At 34.6% G+C, this 22,713-nt stretch carries 21 protein-coding genes; 14 read left to right on the top strand and 7 right to left on the bottom strand.

The window, feature by feature from the left end; genetic code table 11:
- Positions 1–298 precede the first annotated feature (298 nt).
- Positions 299–1,378, bottom strand: a complete 1,080-nt coding sequence (gene aroB / locus GYY69_RS12385; protein WP_174797961.1) for a 3-dehydroquinate synthase — start codon at positions 1,376–1,378, stop codon at positions 299–301.
- Between the two features lie 87 nt (positions 1,379–1,465).
- Here aroB and GYY69_RS12380 point away from each other — a divergent pair, with 87 nt between their 5' ends.
- A complete protein-coding gene (locus GYY69_RS12380; protein WP_446718905.1) occupies positions 1,466–3,103 on the top strand; it encodes an NAD+ synthase in 1,638 nt (545 codons plus the stop codon).
- A 23-nt stretch (positions 3,104–3,126) separates the two neighbouring features.
- Positions 3,127–3,465: a nitrogen regulatory protein P-II gene (gene glnB, locus GYY69_RS12375; RefSeq protein ID WP_065638414.1), complete on the top strand. Its 339-nt coding sequence runs from the start codon at positions 3,127–3,129 to the stop codon at positions 3,463–3,465.
- Between the two features lie 6 nt (positions 3,466–3,471).
- Here glnB and GYY69_RS12370 read toward each other — a convergent pair whose 3' ends face one another.
- A complete protein-coding gene (locus GYY69_RS12370) occupies positions 3,472–4,098 on the bottom strand; it encodes a hypothetical protein (protein ID WP_174797959.1) in 627 nt (208 codons plus the stop codon).
- Between the two features lie 330 nt (positions 4,099–4,428).
- Here GYY69_RS12370 and GYY69_RS12365 point away from each other — a divergent pair, with 330 nt between their 5' ends.
- Positions 4,429–5,055 (top strand): TfoX/Sxy family protein, encoded by a 627-nt coding sequence (locus tag GYY69_RS12365; RefSeq protein WP_174797958.1) that lies wholly within the window; start codon positions 4,429–4,431, stop codon positions 5,053–5,055.
- A 131-nt stretch (positions 5,056–5,186) separates the two neighbouring features.
- On the opposite strand, the gene rhlB is transcribed toward GYY69_RS12365, so the two are convergent.
- A complete protein-coding gene (gene rhlB / locus GYY69_RS12360) occupies positions 5,187–6,416 on the bottom strand; it encodes an ATP-dependent RNA helicase RhlB (RefSeq protein ID WP_174797957.1) in 1,230 nt (409 codons plus the stop codon).
- Positions 6,417–6,567: 151 nt separating this feature from the next.
- On the opposite strand from rhlB, the gene trxA reads away from it, so the two are divergent.
- From trxA to nrdG, 5 genes are all read left to right on the top strand, one after another.
- Complete coding sequence (gene trxA, locus GYY69_RS12355) at positions 6,568–6,894, top strand: thioredoxin TrxA (RefSeq protein WP_174797956.1); 327 nt, start codon at positions 6,568–6,570, stop codon at positions 6,892–6,894.
- Positions 6,895–7,258: 364 nt separating this feature from the next.
- Entirely contained in the window at positions 7,259–8,521 is a 1,263-nt protein-coding gene (gene rho / locus GYY69_RS12350; RefSeq protein WP_034910472.1) for a transcription termination factor Rho, read from the top strand.
- Positions 8,522–8,695: 174 nt separating this feature from the next.
- Positions 8,696–10,111 (top strand): NADP-dependent phosphogluconate dehydrogenase, encoded by a 1,416-nt coding sequence (gene gndA, locus GYY69_RS12345; RefSeq protein ID WP_174797955.1) that lies wholly within the window; start codon positions 8,696–8,698, stop codon positions 10,109–10,111.
- A 349-nt stretch (positions 10,112–10,460) separates the two neighbouring features.
- Positions 10,461–12,596, top strand: a complete 2,136-nt coding sequence (gene nrdD, locus GYY69_RS12340; protein ID WP_174797954.1) for an anaerobic ribonucleoside-triphosphate reductase — start codon at positions 10,461–10,463, stop codon at positions 12,594–12,596.
- A gap of 17 nt (positions 12,597–12,613) precedes the next feature.
- Positions 12,614–13,078 carry an anaerobic ribonucleoside-triphosphate reductase-activating protein gene (gene nrdG, locus GYY69_RS12335; RefSeq protein ID WP_174797953.1) on the top strand — a complete coding sequence of 155 codons (465 nt, stop codon included), beginning with the start codon at positions 12,614–12,616 and terminating at the stop codon, positions 13,076–13,078.
- A gap of 9 nt (positions 13,079–13,087) precedes the next feature.
- On the opposite strand, the gene can is transcribed toward nrdG, so the two are convergent.
- The 4 genes from can to GYY69_RS12315 form a co-directional block, all read right to left on the bottom strand.
- Positions 13,088–13,750, bottom strand: a complete 663-nt coding sequence (gene can, locus GYY69_RS12330) for a carbonate dehydratase (RefSeq protein WP_065638422.1) — start codon at positions 13,748–13,750, stop codon at positions 13,088–13,090.
- A 62-nt stretch (positions 13,751–13,812) separates the two neighbouring features.
- On the bottom strand, positions 13,813–14,874 hold the full coding sequence (locus GYY69_RS12325) for an FAD-binding protein (protein ID WP_202985015.1): 1,062 nt from the start codon (positions 14,872–14,874) through the stop codon (positions 13,813–13,815).
- Positions 14,875–15,054: 180 nt separating this feature from the next.
- A complete protein-coding gene (locus GYY69_RS12320; protein WP_174797951.1) occupies positions 15,055–16,098 on the bottom strand; it encodes a CobW family GTP-binding protein in 1,044 nt (347 codons plus the stop codon).
- Positions 16,099–16,115: 17 nt separating this feature from the next.
- On the bottom strand, positions 16,116–16,313 hold the full coding sequence (locus tag GYY69_RS12315) for a YbdD/YjiX family protein (RefSeq protein WP_174797950.1): 198 nt from the start codon (positions 16,311–16,313) through the stop codon (positions 16,116–16,118).
- 313 nt (positions 16,314–16,626) lie between these two features.
- Between GYY69_RS12315 and murA the strand changes: the two genes are divergently transcribed.
- The 6 genes from murA (at position 16,627) to GYY69_RS12285 (ending at position 22,155) form a co-directional block, all read left to right on the top strand.
- Complete coding sequence (gene murA / locus GYY69_RS12310) at positions 16,627–17,880, top strand: UDP-N-acetylglucosamine 1-carboxyvinyltransferase (protein WP_174797949.1); 1,254 nt, start codon at positions 16,627–16,629, stop codon at positions 17,878–17,880.
- 54 nt (positions 17,881–17,934) lie between these two features.
- Complete coding sequence (locus GYY69_RS12305) at positions 17,935–18,510, top strand: DJ-1 family glyoxalase III (protein ID WP_174797948.1); 576 nt, start codon at positions 17,935–17,937, stop codon at positions 18,508–18,510.
- An 11-nt stretch (positions 18,511–18,521) separates the two neighbouring features.
- Positions 18,522–19,418 carry a cation diffusion facilitator family transporter gene (locus GYY69_RS12300; protein WP_174797947.1) on the top strand — a complete coding sequence of 299 codons (897 nt, stop codon included), beginning with the start codon at positions 18,522–18,524 and terminating at the stop codon, positions 19,416–19,418.
- A gap of 93 nt (positions 19,419–19,511) precedes the next feature.
- Positions 19,512–20,474 carry a 6-phosphofructokinase gene (gene pfkA / locus GYY69_RS12295; RefSeq protein ID WP_174797946.1) on the top strand — a complete coding sequence of 321 codons (963 nt, stop codon included), beginning with the start codon at positions 19,512–19,514 and terminating at the stop codon, positions 20,472–20,474.
- A 212-nt stretch (positions 20,475–20,686) separates the two neighbouring features.
- Complete coding sequence (locus GYY69_RS12290) at positions 20,687–20,938, top strand: GNAT family N-acetyltransferase (protein ID WP_174797945.1); 252 nt, start codon at positions 20,687–20,689, stop codon at positions 20,936–20,938.
- A 146-nt stretch (positions 20,939–21,084) separates the two neighbouring features.
- Positions 21,085–22,155 (top strand): acyltransferase family protein, encoded by a 1,071-nt coding sequence (locus tag GYY69_RS12285; protein ID WP_174797944.1) that lies wholly within the window; start codon positions 21,085–21,087, stop codon positions 22,153–22,155.
- Positions 22,156–22,713 lie beyond the last annotated feature (558 nt).

Below are 22,713 nucleotides of genomic sequence, written 5' to 3'. Positions count from 1 at the left end.
TTTCTTCATTAAAGTACCTATCTCTTATGGCTTTGCCATTCATGTGTGGACAAGCCGGTTTTGTGAATTTTTGATTGATACGATGGTTATCACATGTTTTAACGAATAGATATTGCGAAGTCTAAATTAATCGCGAAACGGTATAGAATCCTGAATATTTTTTACAAAAAATATAACCGAATATGATATAAGCGCCATATCGCTTATTTGTGATACGGCGTTAGTTTTGTTATATATATTCATTAACGTAGTTTCTTAACTTACTATCAACGATGCGACTAGTTTTATCAATCATTGATTAAGTAAGTTGTATAGATTGAAATACCACGTCTTTATCAATGCCATCCATCACTTCAGCGTGCCCAATTTCAGTGGGTACAACTAGCCGTAATTGTCCAGATAGTACTTTTTTGTCTCGTAACATGTGTGGTAGGTAAGATTCAATCGGCATTGTTGTTGGTCTGTTAACCGGTAGCTTAGCACGAATTAATAAGTTTTTAATCCGTTCAATATCTGCTTGAGTTAATTTACCAAGTAATTTTGCGGTTTGTGCAGCCATTAGCATACCGACACTGACGGCTTCGCCATGTAGCCAGTTTCCATAGCCTAATTCTGCTTCTATCGCATGACCATAAGTATGACCAAGATTTAAAATGGCGCGCATGTCTTGTTCAGTCTCGTCAGCAGCAACCACTTTTGCTTTTAGTTCGCAGCAATGGTAAATACAGTAACTTAATGCGTTAACATCTAAATTTAATAAATCTTCTATATGTTGTTCTAACCAATTAAAAAATTCGGGGTCTAAAATAATACCGTATTTTATCACTTCAGCAAGTCCTGCCGAAAGTTCTCGTTGCGGTAATGTTTTTAAACAATTGAGATCAATGACAACTGACTGCGGTTGATAAAATGCGCCAATCATATTTTTACCCAGTGGATGATTAATTGCGGTTTTGCCACCTACAGATGAGTCAACTTGAGATAGTAGTGTGGTGGGTACTTGAATAAACTTAATGCCACGTTGATAAGCTGATGCGGCAAATCCAGCAACATCACCAATGACGCCTCCACCAAGTGCAATAAGGATTGAGCTTCGGGTATGATTATGGGCAAGCAAGGCTGTGAGTATCGTATTCCATGTTTCCATCGTTTTATACTGCTCACCATCAGGAACAACGACTGAATCGGTCTTTATACCATGCTTTTCAAGCATATCAATTAATGTTTGTAAATAAAGGGGAGCGATAGTTTCATTCGTAGCAATAAGCACGCGTTGACCAGCTTGGAGTTTAAAATGTTGAAATTCGCTTAGTAGATTTTCACCAATAGTGATGGGGTAACTGCGTTTAGCTAATGCCACATTTAATATTTTTTGCATAATAATTTCCAGACAAGTCAAAGCCAATTTATTGTTGCATGTTAGCGATAAAAAAGTGGCAGTGCAACTTAGAATCATTTAAACTTAATGATAAATTCGATTTGTGATACTAAATTTTATATGTCTTTATCTATTGTTTTAGCACAAAAAAATTGGCGTGTGGGCGATATTGAAGGGAACGCTCAACAGATTATTGAATTGATAAACAGCCACTCATCCGACGATCTCATTATTTTTTCAGAACTTGCTTTGTGTGGGTATCCACCCGAAGATTTAATTTTCCGTGTTGATTTTAAAGAACGTTGTCAAAACGCATTATCATTAATTCAACAAGCAAGTACACAGTGTGCAGTCATTGTTGGTCATCCGCATTGGCAAGATCAAAATATTTATAATGCGCTTTCCTTTTTCTGTGATGGAAAATTGTTAGCTCGCTATCATAAACAATGGCTACCCAATTACGATGTATTTGATGAAAAGCGTTATTTTTCTGCTGACAAGCAAACTAGCGTAGTCAATTTTAAAGGTCAAAAGATTGGTTTGTTAATTTGTGAAGATCTTTGGCAAAATCAGCCAATCGATGATATTAAACAAGCTCAAGTTGATTTTGTGGTAGCAATTAATGCTTCGCCTTACGATTATGCAAAACAAAAACATCGACATGATTTAGTTAAACGACATGCAAAACGAACAGAGTTACCTATTATCTATGTCAATCAAGTGGGGGGGCAAGATGAATTAGTTTTTGACGGTGGATCTTTTGTTTGTAATGAACACGGTGAAATTGTTTGTCAGCTAAATTCATTTGAAGAACAAATTGTTGCTTTTCAATTGGGTATAAATCATCCCGTGATAATTGATAAGAATGAAAATAACCAATTAGCTTCAGTTTATGATGCATTAGTACTTGCAACTCGCGATTATGTGACTAAAAATGGTTTCCAAGGCGCAGTATTAGGGCTTTCTGGTGGTATTGATTCTGCTTTAACGCTTGCTATTGCGGTTGATGCTTTAGGTAAAGATAAAGTGCAAGCGGTGATGATGCCGTTTCGTTATACAGCCGATATTAGTATTGCAGATGCCAAAGAAGAAGCCGAAATATTGGGGGTTGAATTTAACATTGTTTCAATAGAGCCGATGTTTGATGCATTTATGTCATCGCTAAGCCCACTGTTTTTAGATACACAAAAAGATACAACGGAAGAAAACCTACAAGCCCGTTGTCGTGGTGTTATTTTAATGGCACTGTCAAATAAGCGTCGTAGTTTGGTGCTAACAACGGGTAATAAAAGTGAAATGTCGGTAGGTTATGCAACCCTTTATGGTGATATGGCTGGTGGTTTTGATGTGCTGAAAGATGTCCCTAAAACCATGGTGTTTGCGTTGTCAAAATACCGAAATACGCGTTCTTATGTTATTCCTGAGAGAGTGATAACACGACCACCTTCAGCGGAGTTAGCACCTGATCAAAAAGATGAAGATAGCTTACCTCCTTATGATATTTTAGATGGCATTTTGAAAGGTTATGTCGAACACGATCTTTCCATTGAACAACTTATTGCACAAGGTTATGATGAGGCGACAATAAGGCGAGTGATTAAATTGGTCGATATCAATGAGTATAAACGTCGCCAATCAGCTGTTGGCCCGAAAATCACAGCTCGTAACTTTGGCAAAGGTCGACGTTATCCAATTACTTCTGCTTTTGGGTTTAAAAATTGGTAATTTTGAATTAAAGGAAAATAGATATGAAAAAAATTGAAGCAATTATTAAACCATTTAAACTTGATGATATTCGAGAAGCGCTTGCCGAGCAAGGTATTACCGGTATGACAGTAACTGAAGTTAAAGGTTTTGGGCGGCAAAAAGGCCATACAGAGCTTTATCGTGGTGCAGAATATATGGTTGATTTTTTACCCAAAGTGAAAATTGAGCTGGTTGTTTCAGATGATATTTTAGATATGTGTATCGAAACTATTATGAAAACCGCTCAAACGGGCAAAATCGGTGATGGCAAAATTTTTGTTTATAATGTTGAGCAGGTTATTCGTATTCGCACGGGTGAAATGGATGATTTAGCGATTTAATTTTAATTATTGAAGAATGTCTGGTCGTTCTTGCTTGAGTAGTTCAGGGGTTACAATACCTTGAATAGAACAAATAAGAAGATTCATATTTGGACTTTTTTCAAGTAATAGTAGTTTTTCAGTAGTATTCGGTGCTGGAATGGTTTTTACTCCAACAACAGTACCGGTATTTTTATGCCAGGTTTGGATGTCATCATTAATACTTCGTACCTTTGGATTTCCGATATAAAGTAGGTTATCCTCCATATTTTTCCAATCTATAAACCCCAATGCTTCTTTGATTTGATTAATATCATTATCGATGATAAATCCCCAAAAATAATATTTTCCCATTTTGCCAAGATCCATAGCACTATCATAATAGCCTGTAATTTTTAGGTTTTTATAAGTCATGGGGGTTTTGAAATTAACATGGTTTTTGGCGATATCTGAACGATTTTCTACAGGAATGTAAGCTTGGTTTTGGTTAAAATTTTTGATGTCAGTATATTTTTCTAATTCATCTTTATGGGTATAAACTTGTTTAAAAAATTCAGGGGTACAAAGTATTAACGAATCAATTAAGGGTAATTTATCGGCAGATGCGACAAAAGAGTAAAACATAAAAAATAAAGCAAAAATGTTTTTTATCATGTTGATTCAATTCGACAAAAATTAAGTACCATTAAGTTAACAGGTTTTGATTGTATAATTATTACGACAGAATAACAATGTTAAAGCTATTTTTCTTTTGTTAAGAATTATTAAGATTTATTTTTTCTTAATGCTATTTTTTTACAAAAATTGTTCCAATTTCACAAAAATATAATTTATCAAGCAATAATATATTTAATCTTTATATATGGAATGCAGATCCCATAATTATGAATTTATTTAGAAATAGTTTGAATATAGCATAGCTATAATTTAGATTAACCAGTAAGTTATTTCGGTTACTTAATAAAATTCAGATGGAAATTAATTATGTGCTCAATATTTGCAAATCGAATTTTAACAGTACTTTCTGACATTGAAGATATTTCAATCAAAACATTTTTTGGTGGATTTAGCGTTAATAGTAAAGATACAATGTTTGGCTGGATTACCCAAAAAGATTTTTATTTAAGAGGGCATCCTGATTATCGCTCATTTTTTATTGATTTAGGTATGCAGCCGTTGAGTATAACAATGGGGATGTCAACGAAATTACTTGATTACTATAAAGTTGATGAGGAACTTTTTAAGGCTCAAGAAAAATTAGTCACTATGGTAAATATGGTGATCACATATACTAAAAAGGAGCTACACGAAAAAAATGAAATTAAAGCAAATCGGATAAAAGAACTACCCAATATGACCTTGTCATTAGAAAGGTTATTGTGCAGTGTTGGCATCAAAGATGTCGAAACATTTCAACAAGTAGGGTATTTAAGTGCATATTATAAGATAAAAAAGAAAAAGGAAGCCATTTCAATGAATATATTATTTGTTTTATATAGTTCATTGAATCGATTTCATGTTGCTACTTTATCAAAGGAAACTAAAAATGAAATTGAGCTTGAATACCAATGTTTTTTAGAGCGGATGAATAAAAATTTACATGAAGAATAATTTTGGCAAGCCATGTTAATTACAATAGATTAGTAATATCACAAAAAGCTACCTAAAAATAATTTATAGCAAAGTACCATTGCATTATTAGCTAACTTTTTATGATGATATTAATTCCCTACCTACTATATCTAGTTTGAAGATTTTCTACGAGGTGGGCGCCTAAAAGGTTTTGGTGTTGGTAAGTCAACCAATAATGCTGAAGGGTCATATTGGCTCACGGGAATAGCATGATCAATTACTTTTTCAATAGCAGGCAAATTTTGCGAATAACGTTCACAGGCTAACGAAATCGAGTAACCTTCGGCTCCTGCACGCCCTGTTCGTCCAATTCGATGTCGATAATCATCACAATCATCAGGTAAATCATAATTGAATACATGGGTAACATTAGGAATGTGTAATCCTCGAGCAGCGACATCGGTGGCGACTAAAATATCAAGGTGACCTTGTGTAAATTGCTCTAAAATTGATAAGCGCTTCTTCTGAGCAATATCGCCAGTTAATAATCCAACGCGATGACCATCTGCAATAAGATGTCGCCAAATCTTTTCGCAAGTTACTTTGGTATTAGCAAACACAATGCAACGATCTGGCCACTCTTCCTCAATCAGGGTTTGTAAAAGTGCTAATTTATCTTCATTAGATGGGAAAAATAGCTCTTCTTTGATGCGATGACCAATTTTTTGTTCCGGTTCAATTTCGACATATTGTGGATTGTTCATATGTTCAAAGGCTAATTCACGCACATTATGTGTTAATGTTGCAGAAAACAACATAGTTAACCTTTTTTGTGGTGGGGTCATATGTTTGAAAACCCAACGTATATCGCGGATAAATCCTAAATCGAACATGCGATCAGCTTCGTCTAACACGACAACTTGAATTGCGTCTAAATTAATGTAATTTTGCTTCGCATAATCAATCAATCGCCCTGTTGTTGCAATTAAGATATCGACACCAGTAGAGAGTGTTTTTAATTGCTTATCGTAGCCATCGCCGCCGAAAGCTAACCCTAATTTTAAGCCCGTTTCTTCAGATAAAACTTCAGCATCATGATAAATTTGCACAACTAATTCGCGTGTTGGTGCAATAATAATAGCTCTTGGTTGATTGGTTTTGTGATCGGGCAAAGGTTCATGGTTCAACAAGTGATTAAATGTTGATGCCAAAAATGCCATTGTTTTGCCAGTTCCAGTTTGTCCTTGTCCAGCAATATCAGTTCCTTTAGCAGTTAATGGTAATGTTTTTTCTTGAATAGGGGTACAATAAACAAACCCTTTTTTCTCAAGCGCTTTTAACACTAAAGGATGAAGGGGGAATTGACTAAAAGTTGTTTTGGTAAGATATGATTGAATCATTATGGTTGCGGATATAATTATCAGAATTTTGAGATTATAACATACTAAATACAGTGGCATCACTAATAATTATATCCTATTATACTAATTACTAGTCGAGTAATTTAAACTCATCTATTATTGCATTAGGTAAAATATGTTGGAGATAAAAATGAGTAATAATATCGTTCAGTTATCGGAAGCTACTTTCGATAAAACAATTAATGAATCAGCAAAACCAGTACTTGTTGATTTTTGGGCATCTTGGTGTGGACCTTGTAAAATGATTGCTCCGATTTTGGAAGAAATAGCTCAAGAATATGCTGATAAAATCGTTATTGCTAAATTAAATGTTGAAGAAAACCCAAATGTAGCACCTAAGTTTGGTATTCGAGGGATTCCTACCTTATTGATTTTTAAAAATGGACAAGTAGTTGCCACTCAAGTAGGGGCTTTATCTAAAGCTCAGCTTAAAGATTTTATCGATCCGCAATTATAATAGATATCCTATATTTGGATACGAGTTGTTAAAAGAGTAATGAGTTATATATTACTCTTTTGGATTCTATCTTTTTACTAGGTTTAGTAACTTAGAATAACTAATTCAATTAAATATAGACATATTAGTATTTTTAGTGTAAATTGCTAGCCTCTTACAAATATTCCTTTCTACAAATTCATTGTTTTATTGGTAAAGTGGTGAAATTCTATATCCAGATCTTCAATTATCATCAAAAGCTTATTAATCGATTGAATTTATGTGTTGTAAGAGAGAGAATTTTTTTATAAGTAAATGAAACAAATAGACAAAAATAATATTAATTGCAAACATATCAATTTTATCCTCAAGAATTTTTAAAATTATGAATTTAACTGAATTAAAAAACACTTCTGTCTCTGAGCTTGTAGCGCTTGGTGAAAAAAAAATGGGGCTTGAAAATCTAGCCCGCCTTAGAAAACAAGACATTATTTTTGCAATCTTAAAGCAACATGCTAAAAGTGGTGAAGATATTTTTGGTGATGGTGTACTGGAAATTTTGCAAGATGGATTTGGCTTTTTGCGTTCAGCCGATAGTTCTTATTTAGCTGGACCAGATGATATTTACGTGTCGCCAAGTCAGATTCGACGATTTAATTTAAGGACTGGTGATACTATTGCGGGTAAAATCCGTCCGCCAAAAGAAGGTGAACGATATTTTGCTTTGTTAAAAGTCAACGAAGTCAATCACGATAAGCCAGAAGACGCCCGCAACAAAATTCTTTTCGAAAACTTAACTCCACTTCATCCCAATTCTCGTTTAAGAATGGAACGAGGTAATGGTTCAACTGAAGATATCACAGCAAGAGTACTTGATTTGGCATCACCAATAGGTAAAGGACAACGTGGTTTGATTGTTGCACCACCAAAAGCAGGTAAAACAATGCTTTTACAAAATATTGCTCAAAGTCTAGCAGTCAATCATCCTGAGTGTGAATTAGTGGTATTGATGATTGATGAGCGCCCAGAAGAAGTGACCGAAATGCAACGCCTAGTTAAAGGCGAAGTTGTTGCTTCGACTTTCGATGAGCCAGCAGCAAGACACGTTCAAGTCGCTGAAATGGTAATTGAACGTGCAAAACGTTTGGTTGAACATAAAAAAGACGTGATTATTTTATTAGACTCAATCACCCGTTTGGCTCGTGCATACAATACGGTTGTTCCATCATCCGGTAAAGTATTAACTGGTGGTGTCGATGCTAATGCGTTACATCGTCCAAAACGCTTTTTTGGTGCGGCTCGTAATGTCGAAGAAGGTGGTAGTTTAACTATTATTGCAACTGCGTTGATTGATACAGGCTCTAAAATGGATGAAGTTATCTACGAAGAGTTCAAAGGTACGGGGAATATGGAAGTCCATTTATCTCGTAAAATTGCTGAACGTCGTGTGTTCCCAGCAATTGACTTTAATCGCTCTGGTACTCGTAAAGAAGATTTAATGACTTCACCAGATGAACTACAAAAAATGTGGATTTTACGCAAAATTCTTAACCCAATGGGCGAGACTGATGCGATGGAATTTTTAATTGATAAACTTGCCATGACTAAGACCAACGATGAGTTTTTCGAAATGATGAAGCGTTCATGATTTGCTCAGTTGTTAGTAAATATCATTAATGTAATGAAAAAGAGCCGTATTATATTCTGATACGGCTTTTTTTATGGCAAAATATAGCGTAATTTATAAAACTTAATTAAGTTTTAGATGTTGTTAAAAAGCCTTATGGTTAAGGTTATAAAGGTTTAATAAAGGAGCCAACTCATGTCAAAACAACAAATCGGTGTTATTGGAATGGCAGTTATGGGGCGAAATCTTGCGCTCAATATTGAAAGTCGTGGGTTTTCTGTTGCTATTTATAATCGTTCTAAAGATAAAACAGAGCAAGTCATGGCTGAACATTCTGATAAGCAATTGGTTCCTTATTTTACCATTGAAGATTTCGTCAATTCTTTAGAAAAACCACGTCGCATCCTAATCATGGTTCAAGCAGGTAAAGGTACAGATGCTGTAATTGATGAACTACGTCCACTTTTAGATAAAGGCGATATCATTATCGATGGTGGTAATGCTTATTTTGAAGATACAATTCGCCGTAATAAAACGTTATCAGATGAAGGATTTAACTTTATTGGTGCGGGTGTTTCTGGTGGTGAAGAGGGTGCACTCAAGGGCCCATCAATTATGCCAGGTGGACAAAAAGAGGCTTATAAATTAGTTGCACCTATATTAGAGCAAATTGCAGCTAAGGCTAATAACGAACCTTGTGTGACTTATATCGGTCCAAATGGGGCAGGCCATTATGTGAAAATGGCTCATAATGGTATTGAGTATGGCGATATGCAACTAATAGCGGAAAGTTATTCGGTGTTAAAACATGCCGCTGGTTTAACTAATGATGAACTTGCTGACGTTTTCACTGATTGGAATAAAGGTGAATTAGATAGTTATTTGATCGAAATCACCGCTGATATCTTCAAACATAAAGACGAAGAAGGTAATTATTTAGTTGATGTGATTTTAGATGCTGCAGGCAATAAAGGAACAGGTAAATGGACTAGCCAAAGCGCTTTAGATTTGGGTGAGCCTTTATCATTAATCACTGAGTCTGTATTTGCTCGTTACCTATCTGCAATTAAAGATCAACGAGTTGCGGCAGCACAAGTGTTAAAAGGTCCGCAAAAAGAGCCTTATAGTGGCGATAAGAAAGAACTGATAGAGAAAGTTCGTAAAGCTCTCTATATGGGTAAAATCATCTCTTATGCGCAAGGTTTTGCACAATTAAAAGCCGCCTCCCATAAATATCAATGGGATTTAAATTATGGTGAAATTGCTAAAATTTTTAGAGCAGGGTGTATTATTCGTGCACAATTCCTACAAAAAATTACCGATGCTTATGCTGATAATAATGAGATTGATAATCTGCTATTAGCACCATATTTTAACCAAACGGTTGAAGCTTATCAACAATCATTGCGTGATGTGGTGTCTTTAGCCGTACAACAAGGTATTGCTGTTCCAACACTTTCGGCGGCTATTGCTTATTATGATAGCTATCGTTCGGCGGTATTACCCGCTAATTTGATTCAAGCACAACGAGATTATTTTGGTGCTCATACCTATCAACGTATTGATAAAGAAGGTGTGTTCCATACGGATTGGCTAAATATTGAATCATAATTTGTTTGATTAATAATCTTATTTTGGTATACAAAAGTGCAAGTAATCTTTGCACTTTTGTTTATTTGTTTTTCTAGTGGATTTATTTCTTTTTTCCCGTCTTCCATCTTAGTATTTCATAAATGCTTGTCATTATTGACTTTAAACTTGTCAAGTTATTTTATTTATTAAAAAACCTAGAAAAACACTATATATGGTGTATAATTTCAAAATAAACACTATATATAGTATCATCTAAGCGATGTGAAAACTCTGTTTTATATCATAAAAGAGTAATAATTACATGAATATTTTTAGTGATATAAAACCTATGCCAATTGCTAATTATTAATGAATATTGAGGAGATGTATGCCTGTAGTAATTAAACGTGATGGTTGCCAAACTGCATTTAATGAGACTCGAATCAAAGATGCCATTGTCAAAGCTGCAGTGGCGGCCAATGTTCATGATCCAGATTATTGTGCAACGGTTGCTCGTATTGTTACCAATCAAATGACTGAGCGAGAAAGTGTCGATATTAACGAAATTCAAAATGCGGTTGAAAATCAGTTGATGTCAGGTCCGTATAAAAAATTAGCAAGAACTTATATTGAGTATCGCCATGATCGTGATCGCGCTCGTGAAGAACGTAGCCGGCTAAATCAAGATATTCGTGGGCTAATTGAGCAAAGTAACGTTGCTATTTTAAATGAAAATGCTAACAAAGATAGCAAGGTGATTCCAACTCAACGTGATTTGCTCGCTGGTATTGTGGCAAAGCATTATGCTAAACAATATTTATTACCAAAAGACATTGCACGCGCTCACGATTGTGGTGAAATTCATTATCATGATTTAGATTATGCGCCATTTTTCCCGATGTTTAACTGTATGTTAATTGATTTAGATGGTATGTTAACTAACGGATTTAAAATGGGTAATGCTGAAATTGAGCCACCAAAATCAATTGCGACAGCGACAGCAGTAACTGCGCAAATTATTGCACAAGTCGCTAGCCATATTTATGGCGGGACGACTATTAATCGCATCGATGAAGTTTTAGCGAAATTTGTTACCATCAGTTATAACAAACACAAACAAGTGGCAGAAGAGTGGAATATCCCAACCCCAGAAGATTATGCTAAAAGCCGAACTCAAAAAGAGTGTTACGATGCGTTTCAATCTCTAGAATATGAGGTGAACACTTTACATACTGCTAATGGTCAAACGCCGTTTGTTACTTTTGGTTTTGGTTTAGGAACAAGTTGGGAATCACGCTTAATTCAAGAATCTATTTTAAAAGTTCGCATTAAAGGACTTGGTAAAAATCATAAAACGGCTGTTTTCCCGAAATTGGTTTTTGCAATTAAAGATGGTATTAATCATAAACCAGGTGATACTAATTATGATATTAAACAACTTGCCTTAGAGTGCGCAAGTAAACGTATGTACCCAGATATTCTAAACTACGATAAAGTTGTCGAAGTTACTGGCTCATTTAAAACGCCAATGGGCTGCCGAAGCTTTTTAGGTGTATATGAAGAAGATGGTCAATTAATTCATGATGGTCGTAATAATTTAGGTGTAATTAGTCTAAACTTGCCGCGTATAGCCATTGAAGCTAAAGGTGATGAAACGCGTTTTTGGGAAATTTTAGATAAACGTTTAGCGCTATGTAAAAAAGCGTTAATGACGCGTATTGTTCGACTTGATAGCGTAAAAGCTCGGGTAGCTCCTATTTTATACATGGAAGGTGCTTGTGGTGTGAGACTTAACGAAGACGATAGTGTTTCTGAGATTTTCAAAAATGGTCGCGCTTCAATTTCTTTAGGTTATATTGGTCTTCATGAAACCTTAAATGCACTTTACGAAAATCAAACTCACCCATTTGATAGTGATAAATTACGTGAAAAGGGGGTAGAAATTGTTGGGCGTTTACGTAAAGCGGTAGATCAATGGAAGGATGAAACTGGTTATGGTTTTAGCTTATATAGTACACCAAGCGAAAACTTATGTGATCGATTCTGCCGACTTGATACAGCTGAATTTGGTGTAATTCCTGGTGTTACTGATAAAGGCTATTATACAAACAGTTTTCATCTTGATGTCGAGAAAAAGGTTAATCCATACGAAAAAATCGAATTTGAAAAAACGTATCCTTCTATCGCAAATGGTGGATTTATTTGCTATGGCGAATATCCAAATATGATTAACAACATCAAAGCATTAGAAGATGTTTGGGATTACAGTTATACTCGAGTGCCTTATTATGGAACTAACACGCCCATTGATGAATGTTATGAGTGTGGTTATACCGGTGAGTTTTCGTGTACGAGTAAAGGCTTTGTTTGCCCAAGTTGTGGTAATCATGAATCTTCAAAAGTGTCTGTGATTCGCCGTGTTTGCGGATACTTAGGTAGCCCTGATGCTCGTCCTTTTAATGCTGGAAAACAAGAAGAGGTGAAACGTCGGGTTAAACATTTGAATAATGGTCAAATTGGTTAATAATAAATGCGATACTTATGAATTATCATCGTTATTATCCTGTCGATGTTGTTAATGGTGAAGGAACTCGCTGCGTGCTTTTTGTCGCTGGTTGTGTACATCAGTGCCCTGGTTGTTATAACAAAAGTACATGGGGAATAAATTCTGGTTTGCCATTTACGCAATCGCTTGAAGATCAAATTATCAAAGATTTACAAGATACCGAGATAAAACGGCAAGGGTTATCGTTATCTGGCGGTGATCCTTTGCATCCACAAAATGTGTCAACGATATTAAGACTGGTTCAACGCGTTAAATCCGAGTGTGATAGTAAAGATATCTGGCTTTGGACTGGGTATAAACTTGATGAGTTAACTGTCGAACAAAAAGCCGTTATTCCTTACATTGATGTGCTAATTGATGGAAAATTTATACAAGAACTTGCTGATCCTCGCTTATTGTGGCGAGGAAGCAGCAATCAAGTTATTTATCGTTTTAAATAAAAAATTGGGTTATTTTTGTGACTTATGTAAATTTAAAAGATAAGAAATTGCCTCACGATAATTAATTTCAAGATTTTCACTGCTGGATGATGTGATATGTAAATCGGTTATCTTACCGTTATCAATACCGTAAACCCAACCATGTAAATTCACTTTTTGGCCTCGTTGCCATGCTGATTGGATTATTGTGGAGTGGCCAAGATTGTAAACTTGTTCAATTACATTGAGTTCACATAACACATCTAAGCGGATATCGGGTGGAAATTGACCCAGTAGTGAGCTGTTTCGAAACCACAGATCACGAATATGCAGTAGCCAGTTATTAATTAACCCTAAATCAGGATTTTCAACCGCATCACGAATTCCACCACAACCTAAATGACCACAAACAATGATATCTTCAATTTTAAGTACATCTACAGCATATTGCACTACTGATAAACAGTTGAGATCGGTATGAATAACAAGATTGCCTACGTTTCTATGAACAAATAGCTCACCTGGTTTTAACTGGATAAGTTTTTCTGCTGAAACACGGCTATCTGAACAACCGATCCATAAAAATTTTGGATTTTGTGCAACGGCAAGCTGTTTAAAAAATTCTGGATCTTCTTGCTCAATTTTTTCTGACCATTCGTGATTAAAACGAATTAAATCTTCGACATCAAACATAATTGATATTTCCTCATATATTTCATTATTATTCTTATACTATGCTTATTTTTGATTTTATGTTACTCAATTCTTTCAATATGCTCAATCTTGCTTTTCATTATCAATTTACGCCATAAAGGGGTTGTTAATAGTTTAGCTTTGAAAATTTTGCAATAAAGTTTTAATCGTAGTGGAATTGTGCGTTGATAATAACATTTATTAGGTTTGGGGTGGTGGCTGTTTAAAATTTTACTTAAAATTTCAGCACTATCCAAAGCATAGCTAATACCTTCTAAAGAACTTGCACTAATAAAACCAGCTGCTTCACCAATTAAAAATATATTCTCATTGCCAGTGTAAAAATCACGCAATCGATTTGGGTAAACGACTAAACACTTTTCTGTTTTTAGCGGTTTACCGAAAATGAATCCTTGTGTTGCTAATTTTTCTTTTAATTTTTCAAAATTTTGATTTGCTACTTTTTTGGGGAAAGCGCCACCGAAAATAAAATAGCCATCTTTCGAAATGCTCCAAGCGTAGCAATTTGTCGATTCATTATCAAATACACACGAATTAAAAGGGTTTGGATGCAGTTCTGGAAACCATTGCTGTATCGCCACATATTGTCTTATTGTATGCTGAGGATATCGCATCCGCCTCACAAGGGAATTTGCGCCATCAGCACCGACCACATATTGTGCGGTGATATTGTGTTCATTTTTATTTTCATCTTGATAGGTAATTTGATACCCATCAATGATACGTCTAACTTCTTTACAAAGTGTATTATGAAGGACGGTGACGTTTGATGGTATTAGTGATTTTAGCCATAGATCAAATTTATGCCTATCGAAACTCACATAACTTCGTTGATAATTCCGAACAAGTTTGGTTTGTAAGTCATAAGTTTTGACACTAAAAATTTGTGGATTCGTTAAAATATCAGCTGGTAAGTTCAAATTTTGCCGAACAAAGGCCCTTTGTGCATCATCTGCTAATAGTCCACCACAAGGTTTATGAAATCCTCCATCTCCTGTTTGATGTTTTGTATCTAATGCAATGACTTTAAAAGACGGGTTAAGTAAACGAGCTAGTGTACTGCCAGCCGGTCCAAGTCCTATGATTGCGATATCGTAATCCATGTATTGTGTTGCTTGTCTTATCATGTTTAAAAGGCGGTTATGGTAGCAAATTAAATTAAGTGTGGCTATTAGAGATGTGAGTTGCTCTATGCCAGTTAATTTGTAAAGAAGTTTCAGGAAAGTATGTGTTTCAGTATAAAAATAGGATGTGAATTTGCCTTTTTAATGCATTAATTTTTGTTATTGGTCTGATATTGTTTTTAAAAATGATTTATTTAATTCATCAAATGGCAACGTACGACTGATAATTACTAATCGAGATATTCTTTCTGCTAAATTTTGCCAAGGAGAACCATAGTCAAATCCTACGATTTTATGTACACCTTGAACAATCAATCGTTGATTGTTATTTTTGATAGCTAAAACACCTTTGTAGCGTAACATGTCGTTACCATATTGTTCGACTAAGCTCTCCATAAAGTTGCCAATCTTTTTCAGGTCGAGCTCACCAGCTTCAAAAAGATAAGAACAAATATTATCACCCCATAATGTTGCTTGTTTTTGGATTGGTAGTGGTTGAAAGTTTACTTCAAGTTTTTTCGTTGGGTTGATAACAAAAAAGCCTTTATTTATTGTTAGTTCATCACTGAGATCAAAGGCATGTATATCAAGCCATTGTGATTTTGGTATTTGCCCTTTTATAGCTTCAAAGATAGTGGCTTTATGATTGATTTTATGAATTCGATTAATCACTTCGGCTTTTTGTTGATCACTAATACAGTCAGTTTTAGTTAAAATAATACGATCTGCAAAACCAATTTGTGAAAGGGTTACCGGATGTTCATTAAGATGTTTTAAAATATGATTGGCATCGACAAGAGTAATAATTCCATCAAGTTGAATTGTTTCTCGAATTAAATCATCAATAAAAAAGGTTTGAATGATTGGTGCTGGATCGGCAAGTCCAGTTGTTTCGATAATCAGCCGATCAAATTGTAATTCGCCTGTTAAACGCTTTGTGTGTAATTTATGTAATGCTTCAGTAAGTTCGCCTTGTACGGTACAACAAATACACCCATTAGTCATTTCGACAATTTGAATTTCGGTACTAACATTTAATAAACTGCTATCGATATTTACTGGACCAAATTCATTTTCGATAATAATTACTTTCTCATCATGGTTATGCTTTAACAGATAATTAATAAGTGTTGTTTTACCGGAGCCCAAAAAACCAGTTAATAAGGTAACAGGTAATAATGAAGATGAAATAGGGTCTGTCATTTATTGTCCCTTAGTCTTTAGCAACATTTAAATCCACCTTTGCCACTATATTTTGCATCTTGACGCTCTTTGAAAAACTCTTCATAAGTCATGGGTGTTTGTTCTGGATGAGTGAGCTTCATATGCTGAACATAATTATCATAATCAGGAATGCCAATCATTAATTTAGCTGCTTGGCCTAGATATTTTCCTGCTTTAGCGAGTGAATCAAACATACCTTTTCTCTTAATTGAACGTTATTGTCTTATACTGAGATATTAAATCCTTGTTAACCATATCTCATAACTCAAATTATATTTAAAAATTAATGTATTCCAATATAAGATGCTAATTAGCCTGAGTCAATCATTGATTAATACTAATTATTATTAAATTAGGTAATATGATGAAATTTCGATAGCCCTTAATTTTATTTACTTTTCGTTGATTTAGAAGAAGGGTGTATTTCAATTTTTTCATGAAATACATTTATCTATTAGTAAATAACTTCTATAATATTCACTAATTTATCATGCATAAGAGTTAATAATGGAAAAGTTTCACGTAACAGGTCCAACCACGCTAAATGGTGATGTGGTTATCTCTGGCGCAAAAAATGCTGCGCTACCCATTTTATTTGCTGCGATTTTAGCTGAAAAACCAGTAGAGCTTCGAAATGTTCCCAAATTGAAAGATATCGACACAACGTTGGAATTGTTAAGCCAGCTAGGCGTAAAATGTGAACGAAGTGATATTATTCATCTTGATGCAGGTCATCTTAATAATTATTGTGCACCTTATGAGCTAGTTAAAACGATGCGCGCTTCAATTTGGGCTTTAGGTCCGCTTGTTGCTCGTTTTGGACAAGGACAAGTTTCATTACCTGGTGGCTGTGCTATCGGTGCAAGACCTGTTGATCTTCATATTACGGGTCTTGAACAATTAGGGGCGACAATTACACTTGATGAAGGTTATGTTAAAGCATCGGTAAATGGACGACTGAAAGGTGCTCATATTGTTATGGATAAAGTGAGTGTTGGTGCGACCGTGACTATTATGTCAGCTGCTACTTTAGCTGAGGGTAAAACTGTAATTGAAAATGCAGCTTGTGAACCTGAAATTGTTGATACAGCTAAATTCCTGAATATGCTAGGCGCTAAAATTACCGGTGCTGGTACTATGCGTATTGAAATTGAAGGGGTCGAATGTTTAGGTGGTGGTGTGCATGAGATCGTTTCTGATCGCATTGAAACAGGGACTTTTTTAGTTGCGGCTGCTATATCTCAAGGTAAAATTACTTGTCGTAAAACTGATCCTACCTTGCTTGATTCTGTGCTTTCTAAATTGAAGGAGGCTGGTGCTAAAATTGAAATTGGTGATGATTGGATTTGTTTAGATATGCAGGGAAAAAGAGCGAAAGCGGTCAATATTCACACCGCTCCGCATCCAGGGTTTCCTACTGATATGCAAGCACAATTTTCATTATTGAATATGGTTGCTGAGGGTACAGGAATCATTAAAGAAACGATTTTTGAAAATCGATTTATGCATGTGCCTGAGTTAATTCGTATGGGTGCTAGAGCTGAAATTGAAGGCAATACGTTAATTACGCATGGCGTTGAAAAACTGAGTGGAACACAAGTCATGGCAACGGATTTACGAGCATCAGCAAGTTTAGTTTTAGCAGGTTGCATAGCAGAAGGTTTAACGACGGTTGATCGAATTTATCATATTGATCGTGGTTATGATAATATTGAAGAAAAACTAAGAAAATTAGGTGCGAATATTGAAAGGGTAAAATAAATCTCATTTTATTAAATATGATGAGTCAGTTACTTATTCAAAAGAGGGACAACAATGACAAAACAAGCGTTGGTATTTTTATCAAATGGTTGTGAAGAAACAGAAGCAGTCACGACAATTGATTTATTAACCAGAGCCGATATTAAAGTGACTACCGCGAGTATCTCGAATACTCGTGAAATTGAATGTTCCCGAGGAGTAACAATTTTAGCTAAAAAAACGATTTTAGATATTCAATACATTGATTTTGACGTTGTTATTTTACCTGGTGGTGTAAAAGGTGCAGAAAATTTTCGAGACTGTCCATTATTGATCGAGAAATTAAAACAAACACACCAGAGTGGTGGTATTGTTGCTGCAATCTGTGCTTCGCCAGCCATGGTTTTGCAGCATCATAATTTATTCCCACATGCTGATATGACCGGTTATCCAACCACTAAGGAGGCATTCAAAAACTGGAAAGCTGACAGAGTTTATTATGATGAGCAAAATAAAGTCATTACCAGCCAAGGTCCTGCGACATCCATTGATTTTTCCTTAAAAATTATCGAGGTATTGTTAGGAAAAACAAAAGCTGCCGAGGTTGCTCAACAGTTAGTTCTTCCATCAGGGATTGAATCCTATCAATAAATAGGTATCAAATGTCAAATTCACATTTGTACGAAAGATTAGTTAAAAGGGCGACTTTGAGCGCCGTTCTAATCTCTATTTTTCTAATTTTAATTAAATTGATTACTTGCTGGTTAACGGGATCAATAAGCTTATTTGCGTCATTATTGGATTCAAGTATCGATTTACTTGCTTCTGGATTCAATTTCTTTTTAGTCCGTTATGCGCTAAAACCTGCAGATGATGAACATACTTTTGGTCATGGTAAGGCAGAATCGTTGGCTGCATTATCGCAGAGCGCATTTATTATTGGTTCTGCGATAATTTTATTACTTTCTAGTATTCGCTCTTTTATTCACCCAAGCGAGTTGCAGCTTCCTTTATTAGGAATTACTGTTTCGATAGTTTCTGCTGTAATTACAGCTGTTCTTGTCTTATACCAAAGACACGTTGTAAAAATGACCAGCAGTAATGCTATTCAGGCTGATATGCTACATTATTCTTCCGACATGCTGATGAATATTGCTGTTATTATTGCACTTTGTTTAAGTTGGTACGGCATTACTTATGCTGATGCTGCCTTTGCATCGCTTATTGCTTTATACATTTGTTATAACGCTTATCATATTGCTTATCGTGCTATTCAGGATCTACTTGATCGTGCTTTGCCTGATAGCGATAAGGTAAGAATTGCTGAAATTGTTACTTCATATCCTGAGGTACAAGGTTTTCATGAGCTAAAAACACGGCAAGCAGGTCCTTTGAAATTTATTCAATTGCACCTTGAGCTAGATGATGATATGCCTTTAATTAGAGCACATGCTATCGCCGATGCTATTGAAAAACATATTTCTAAAGAGTTCTCTCCAGCAACAGTGATTATTCACCAAGATCCAATTTCCGTTGTGCCAACCGAAATAAAGAAGTAGAAAAATTAATCAAAAATAGCTTTTATTGTCTATTGTTAGATATCTGTTAAGACTCTATAATAACGAAAAGTTAATAATTTGGAGTTGTTTCATATGATAAAAAAAATAGGTATTTTAACCAGTGGTGGCGATGCTCCAGGAATGAATGCTGCTATTCGTGGTGTTGTAAGAACTGCATTAGCAGAAGGATTGGATGTCTTTGGTATTTATGATGGTTATATGGGGCTTTGTGAAGATCGTATTGTTCAATTAGAGCGTTCAAGTGTATCAGATATTATTACTCGTGGTGGTACATTTCTTGGTTCGGCTAGATTTCCAGAGTTTAAAGATAAAAACGTAAGACAAAAAGCCATTGCTAATTTAAAAAAACATCAAATTGATGCTTTAGTAGTTATTGGTGGTGATGGTTCATATATGGGAGCAATGCGATTAACTGAAGAAGGTTTTCCATGCATAGGTTTACCTGGTACTATCGATAATGATATTCGTGGAACTGATTATACCATTGGCTATTTTACTGCCCTTAGCACAGCAGTTGAAGCAATTGATAGATTACGTGATACTTGTTCTTCGCATAACCGAATTTCAGTTATTGAAATCATGGGGCGGGACTGTGGTGATTTAACCTTAAATGCTTCTGTTGCTGGCGGCTGTGAATTTATGATTATTCCTGAGGTTTCTTATACTAAAGAAGATCTAATCGAAGAAATTAAACTGGGCTTTGCAAAAGGTAAAAAACATGCAATTGTAACTGTTACAGAGCATATGTGTGATGTAAACCAACTTGCAGCAGACATTGAAGCGGCGGTTCATCACGAAACACGTGCAACGGTATTAGGTCATGTTCAACGTGGTGGCTCTCCTGTTCCTTATGATCGTATTTTAGGTTCTCGCATGGGAGCTTATGCTGTTGAATTGTTGCTACAAGGTCAGGCTGGTAGAAGCGTTGGTGTACAAAATGGTAAATTAGTACATCATAATATTATTGAAGCTATCAATAATATGAAACGTCCATTTGATATAGATCTGTATAATACGGCTAAAAGATTATTTTAAATGGTAATTATGCCGTTAAAGCATAATCAATATTGATAAAGATCTGACTGCTTGATTATAGGTGACTGATTGACGATAAAATCCTAAAACAGTCATCTATTGTTTATTTGTTAGCTTTCCTATAGTTGGCTGATATTGGATTAAACTTATCATAAAATAATCTTTGAATTTATCAAGTGATCGATTAATGACAATGGTATATAGGTGATTTTATGTCATTACGTTTTTTAGAAGATAATGATCGTTTTTATGCTTGTGATGCTAATAATAAAGAAGTTGCTGAAATGACCTTTACAAGAGTGGGAAAAGATAAAGCTACCATTAATCATACTTATGTCGATCCTGCATATCGAGGCCAAGGTATTGCTGATAATTTGTTAGACCTTGTCGTTAAACGATTACAGCAAGAGGAACGTGAAATTATTCCTATTTGTTCATTTGCTGTTAATAAATTGGCTAGATAACCAGTTTAAACACAATATAATAACTAATTGATTTATATTGTTATATCTGTTGTGTTTTGCCTAAAATTTTTTTGTAAATGATGGTTCTAGTTACATGAAAATGTGGTAATGTATGCTAATTAATTTCATTATTTACACTATCTAAAATGGTAACAGAAAAAAAACAAAAAATTCATTCCATTCACGTATTACGTGGTGTTGCAATTATTATGATTGTTTTTAGTCACTGTTTGGGGGTGTTTAAAAATACTCATTTAATCGCTAATAGTTATTTATTTTCTTTTTTGAATTTATTTGCGTTTAATTTTACTACTTTTTTTGTATTAATTGCTGGTTTTTTATTTCAACATTTAACCTATAAATTCAATACTAAATCATATTATTTATCAAAAATTAAGACAGTAGTATGTCCTTATATTTCAGTATCAATTTTCTGCTTTATATTTTTCCATTATCAGTATTTATCCGATTTACCATGGTTCTCATCAACTGAAACTAGTATTACCAGCACGATAGTTCGTATGATGCTAACTGGTACGCAGCTTCTACCTTTGTGGTTTATACCGATGATTATCATTGTATATTTTATGGGGCCACTCTTTTTTTATTGGTCGAAAAAGAATTTAATCGTCGTAAGTTTGATTGCTATGTTTTGGGTCGTGATGTTTACTAAACCCGATTTTACTAAACCGCTTTTAAATTTATTGCATTATGGCCCTGTCTATCTAATTGGTATGATGATAAAACAAAATTATCAAACCATCATGAAGTCAATAAAAGATAATTTGTACTGGGTGATATTCCTTTTTAGTTTATGTTTTCTTGTTCCATTCACTTATCGTTATACAAGCCATTTAGTAGTTGAAAAACTTTATTACGATACATTACAAAAGATCATATTATTTATATTAGCACTCTATTTTTTAGATGGACTCAACCATAAAATAAATGAGGGGAAACTATATAAATTCTTTTCTTATATGGCAAATATTAGTTTTCCAATTTATTTTATTCATGAAATTATTGTGTTAGAGCTTGAACATCTAGTGTATATGTCCTCACTAAGCAATATAATCAAAACCGACAATGGTTGGTTGGCATCGTTGGGCGCTGTGGCCTTCTTAGTGTCCACTTTAATTTTAAGTGTAATGATAGCTAACATAATAAAATTGATTTTCAAAAATAAAGCAAAATATCTTATCGGTGGAATTCGCTAAATAATGTCACTCACATTTAAATTTAGCATTTTTTCAAGATATTTTTATTAAAAAACTCTCTGAATTTTTTCTTCAAAAAAATAATAAATAGTTTTTATTTGAAAATTACTAGCAGAATATAAATTAATACTCAAAATCTGTATTGAAAGTACGAGGGGTCTTTATATTCCTATATAAATTAACTTAATGAATTGTTTTTTCAGTAACAAATGATTTTTATTTTGTTTATACAGAATGTGACGAATAAAAATATTTGAACAAATAAAAAACAAACGGAAAAAAAATTAAAATTAATACTTGCACGAATTTTTAAAGCCCCTATAATGCGCATCCACTGACACGCAGTCAGCGACAAGCAGGCGGTGAGTGAGTTAAGAATAAGATCGAAAATTTGAAAAAAAGATCTTGACGAATAAAAAAGTGTAGCGTAGTATACGCAGCCCTTGAGACAGCAAACTAAATTAACAAAAGTTGATTAGATATTGAAGCTGTCAGCTCTTTAAAAAGAAGAAACAGACAATCTGTGTGGGCACTTGCGAGACAAAGAATGAAAAGTCT

Origin of the sequence: Gilliamella sp. ESL0250 (assembly GCF_013345045.1) — a bacterium.
In the GTDB taxonomy this organism is placed as follows: Bacteria; Pseudomonadota; Gammaproteobacteria; order Enterobacterales; family Orbaceae; genus Gilliamella; species Gilliamella apicola_H.
Note: the sequence above shows the minus strand (reverse complement) of the source record. Positions and strands in the feature narration are given on the sequence as shown.

Excerpts from the sequence above, each read along its gene's own strand:
- aroB (WP_174797961.1), bottom strand. The coding sequence starts at position 1,378 with ATGCAAAAAATATTAAATGTGGCATTAGCTAAACGCAGTTACCCCATC.
- GYY69_RS12380 (WP_446718905.1), top strand. The coding sequence starts at position 1,466 with ATGATAAATTCGATTTGTGATACTAAATTTTATATGTCTTTATCTATT.
- glnB (WP_065638414.1), top strand. The coding sequence starts at position 3,127 with ATGAAAAAAATTGAAGCAATTATTAAACCATTTAAACTTGATGATATT.
- GYY69_RS12370 (WP_174797959.1), bottom strand. The coding sequence starts at position 4,098 with ATGATAAAAAACATTTTTGCTTTATTTTTTATGTTTTACTCTTTTGTC.
- GYY69_RS12365 (WP_174797958.1), top strand. The coding sequence starts at position 4,429 with ATGTGCTCAATATTTGCAAATCGAATTTTAACAGTACTTTCTGACATT.
- rhlB (WP_174797957.1), bottom strand. The coding sequence starts at position 6,416 with ATGATTCAATCATATCTTACCAAAACAACTTTTAGTCAATTCCCCCTT.
- trxA (WP_174797956.1), top strand. The coding sequence starts at position 6,568 with ATGAGTAATAATATCGTTCAGTTATCGGAAGCTACTTTCGATAAAACA.
- rho (WP_034910472.1), top strand. The coding sequence starts at position 7,259 with ATGAATTTAACTGAATTAAAAAACACTTCTGTCTCTGAGCTTGTAGCG.
- gndA (WP_174797955.1), top strand. The coding sequence starts at position 8,696 with ATGTCAAAACAACAAATCGGTGTTATTGGAATGGCAGTTATGGGGCGA.
- nrdD (WP_174797954.1), top strand. The coding sequence starts at position 10,461 with ATGCCTGTAGTAATTAAACGTGATGGTTGCCAAACTGCATTTAATGAG.
- nrdG (WP_174797953.1), top strand. The coding sequence starts at position 12,614 with ATGAATTATCATCGTTATTATCCTGTCGATGTTGTTAATGGTGAAGGA.
- can (WP_065638422.1), bottom strand. The coding sequence starts at position 13,750 with ATGTTTGATGTCGAAGATTTAATTCGTTTTAATCACGAATGGTCAGAA.
- GYY69_RS12325 (WP_202985015.1), bottom strand. The coding sequence starts at position 14,874 with ATGGATTACGATATCGCAATCATAGGACTTGGACCGGCTGGCAGTACA.
- GYY69_RS12320 (WP_174797951.1), bottom strand. The coding sequence starts at position 16,098 with ATGACAGACCCTATTTCATCTTCATTATTACCTGTTACCTTATTAACT.
- GYY69_RS12315 (WP_174797950.1), bottom strand. The coding sequence starts at position 16,313 with ATGTTTGATTCACTCGCTAAAGCAGGAAAATATCTAGGCCAAGCAGCT.
- murA (WP_174797949.1), top strand. The coding sequence starts at position 16,627 with ATGGAAAAGTTTCACGTAACAGGTCCAACCACGCTAAATGGTGATGTG.
- GYY69_RS12305 (WP_174797948.1), top strand. The coding sequence starts at position 17,935 with ATGACAAAACAAGCGTTGGTATTTTTATCAAATGGTTGTGAAGAAACA.
- GYY69_RS12300 (WP_174797947.1), top strand. The coding sequence starts at position 18,522 with ATGTCAAATTCACATTTGTACGAAAGATTAGTTAAAAGGGCGACTTTG.
- pfkA (WP_174797946.1), top strand. The coding sequence starts at position 19,512 with ATGATAAAAAAAATAGGTATTTTAACCAGTGGTGGCGATGCTCCAGGA.
- GYY69_RS12290 (WP_174797945.1), top strand. The coding sequence starts at position 20,687 with ATGTCATTACGTTTTTTAGAAGATAATGATCGTTTTTATGCTTGTGAT.
- GYY69_RS12285 (WP_174797944.1), top strand. The coding sequence starts at position 21,085 with ATGGTAACAGAAAAAAAACAAAAAATTCATTCCATTCACGTATTACGT.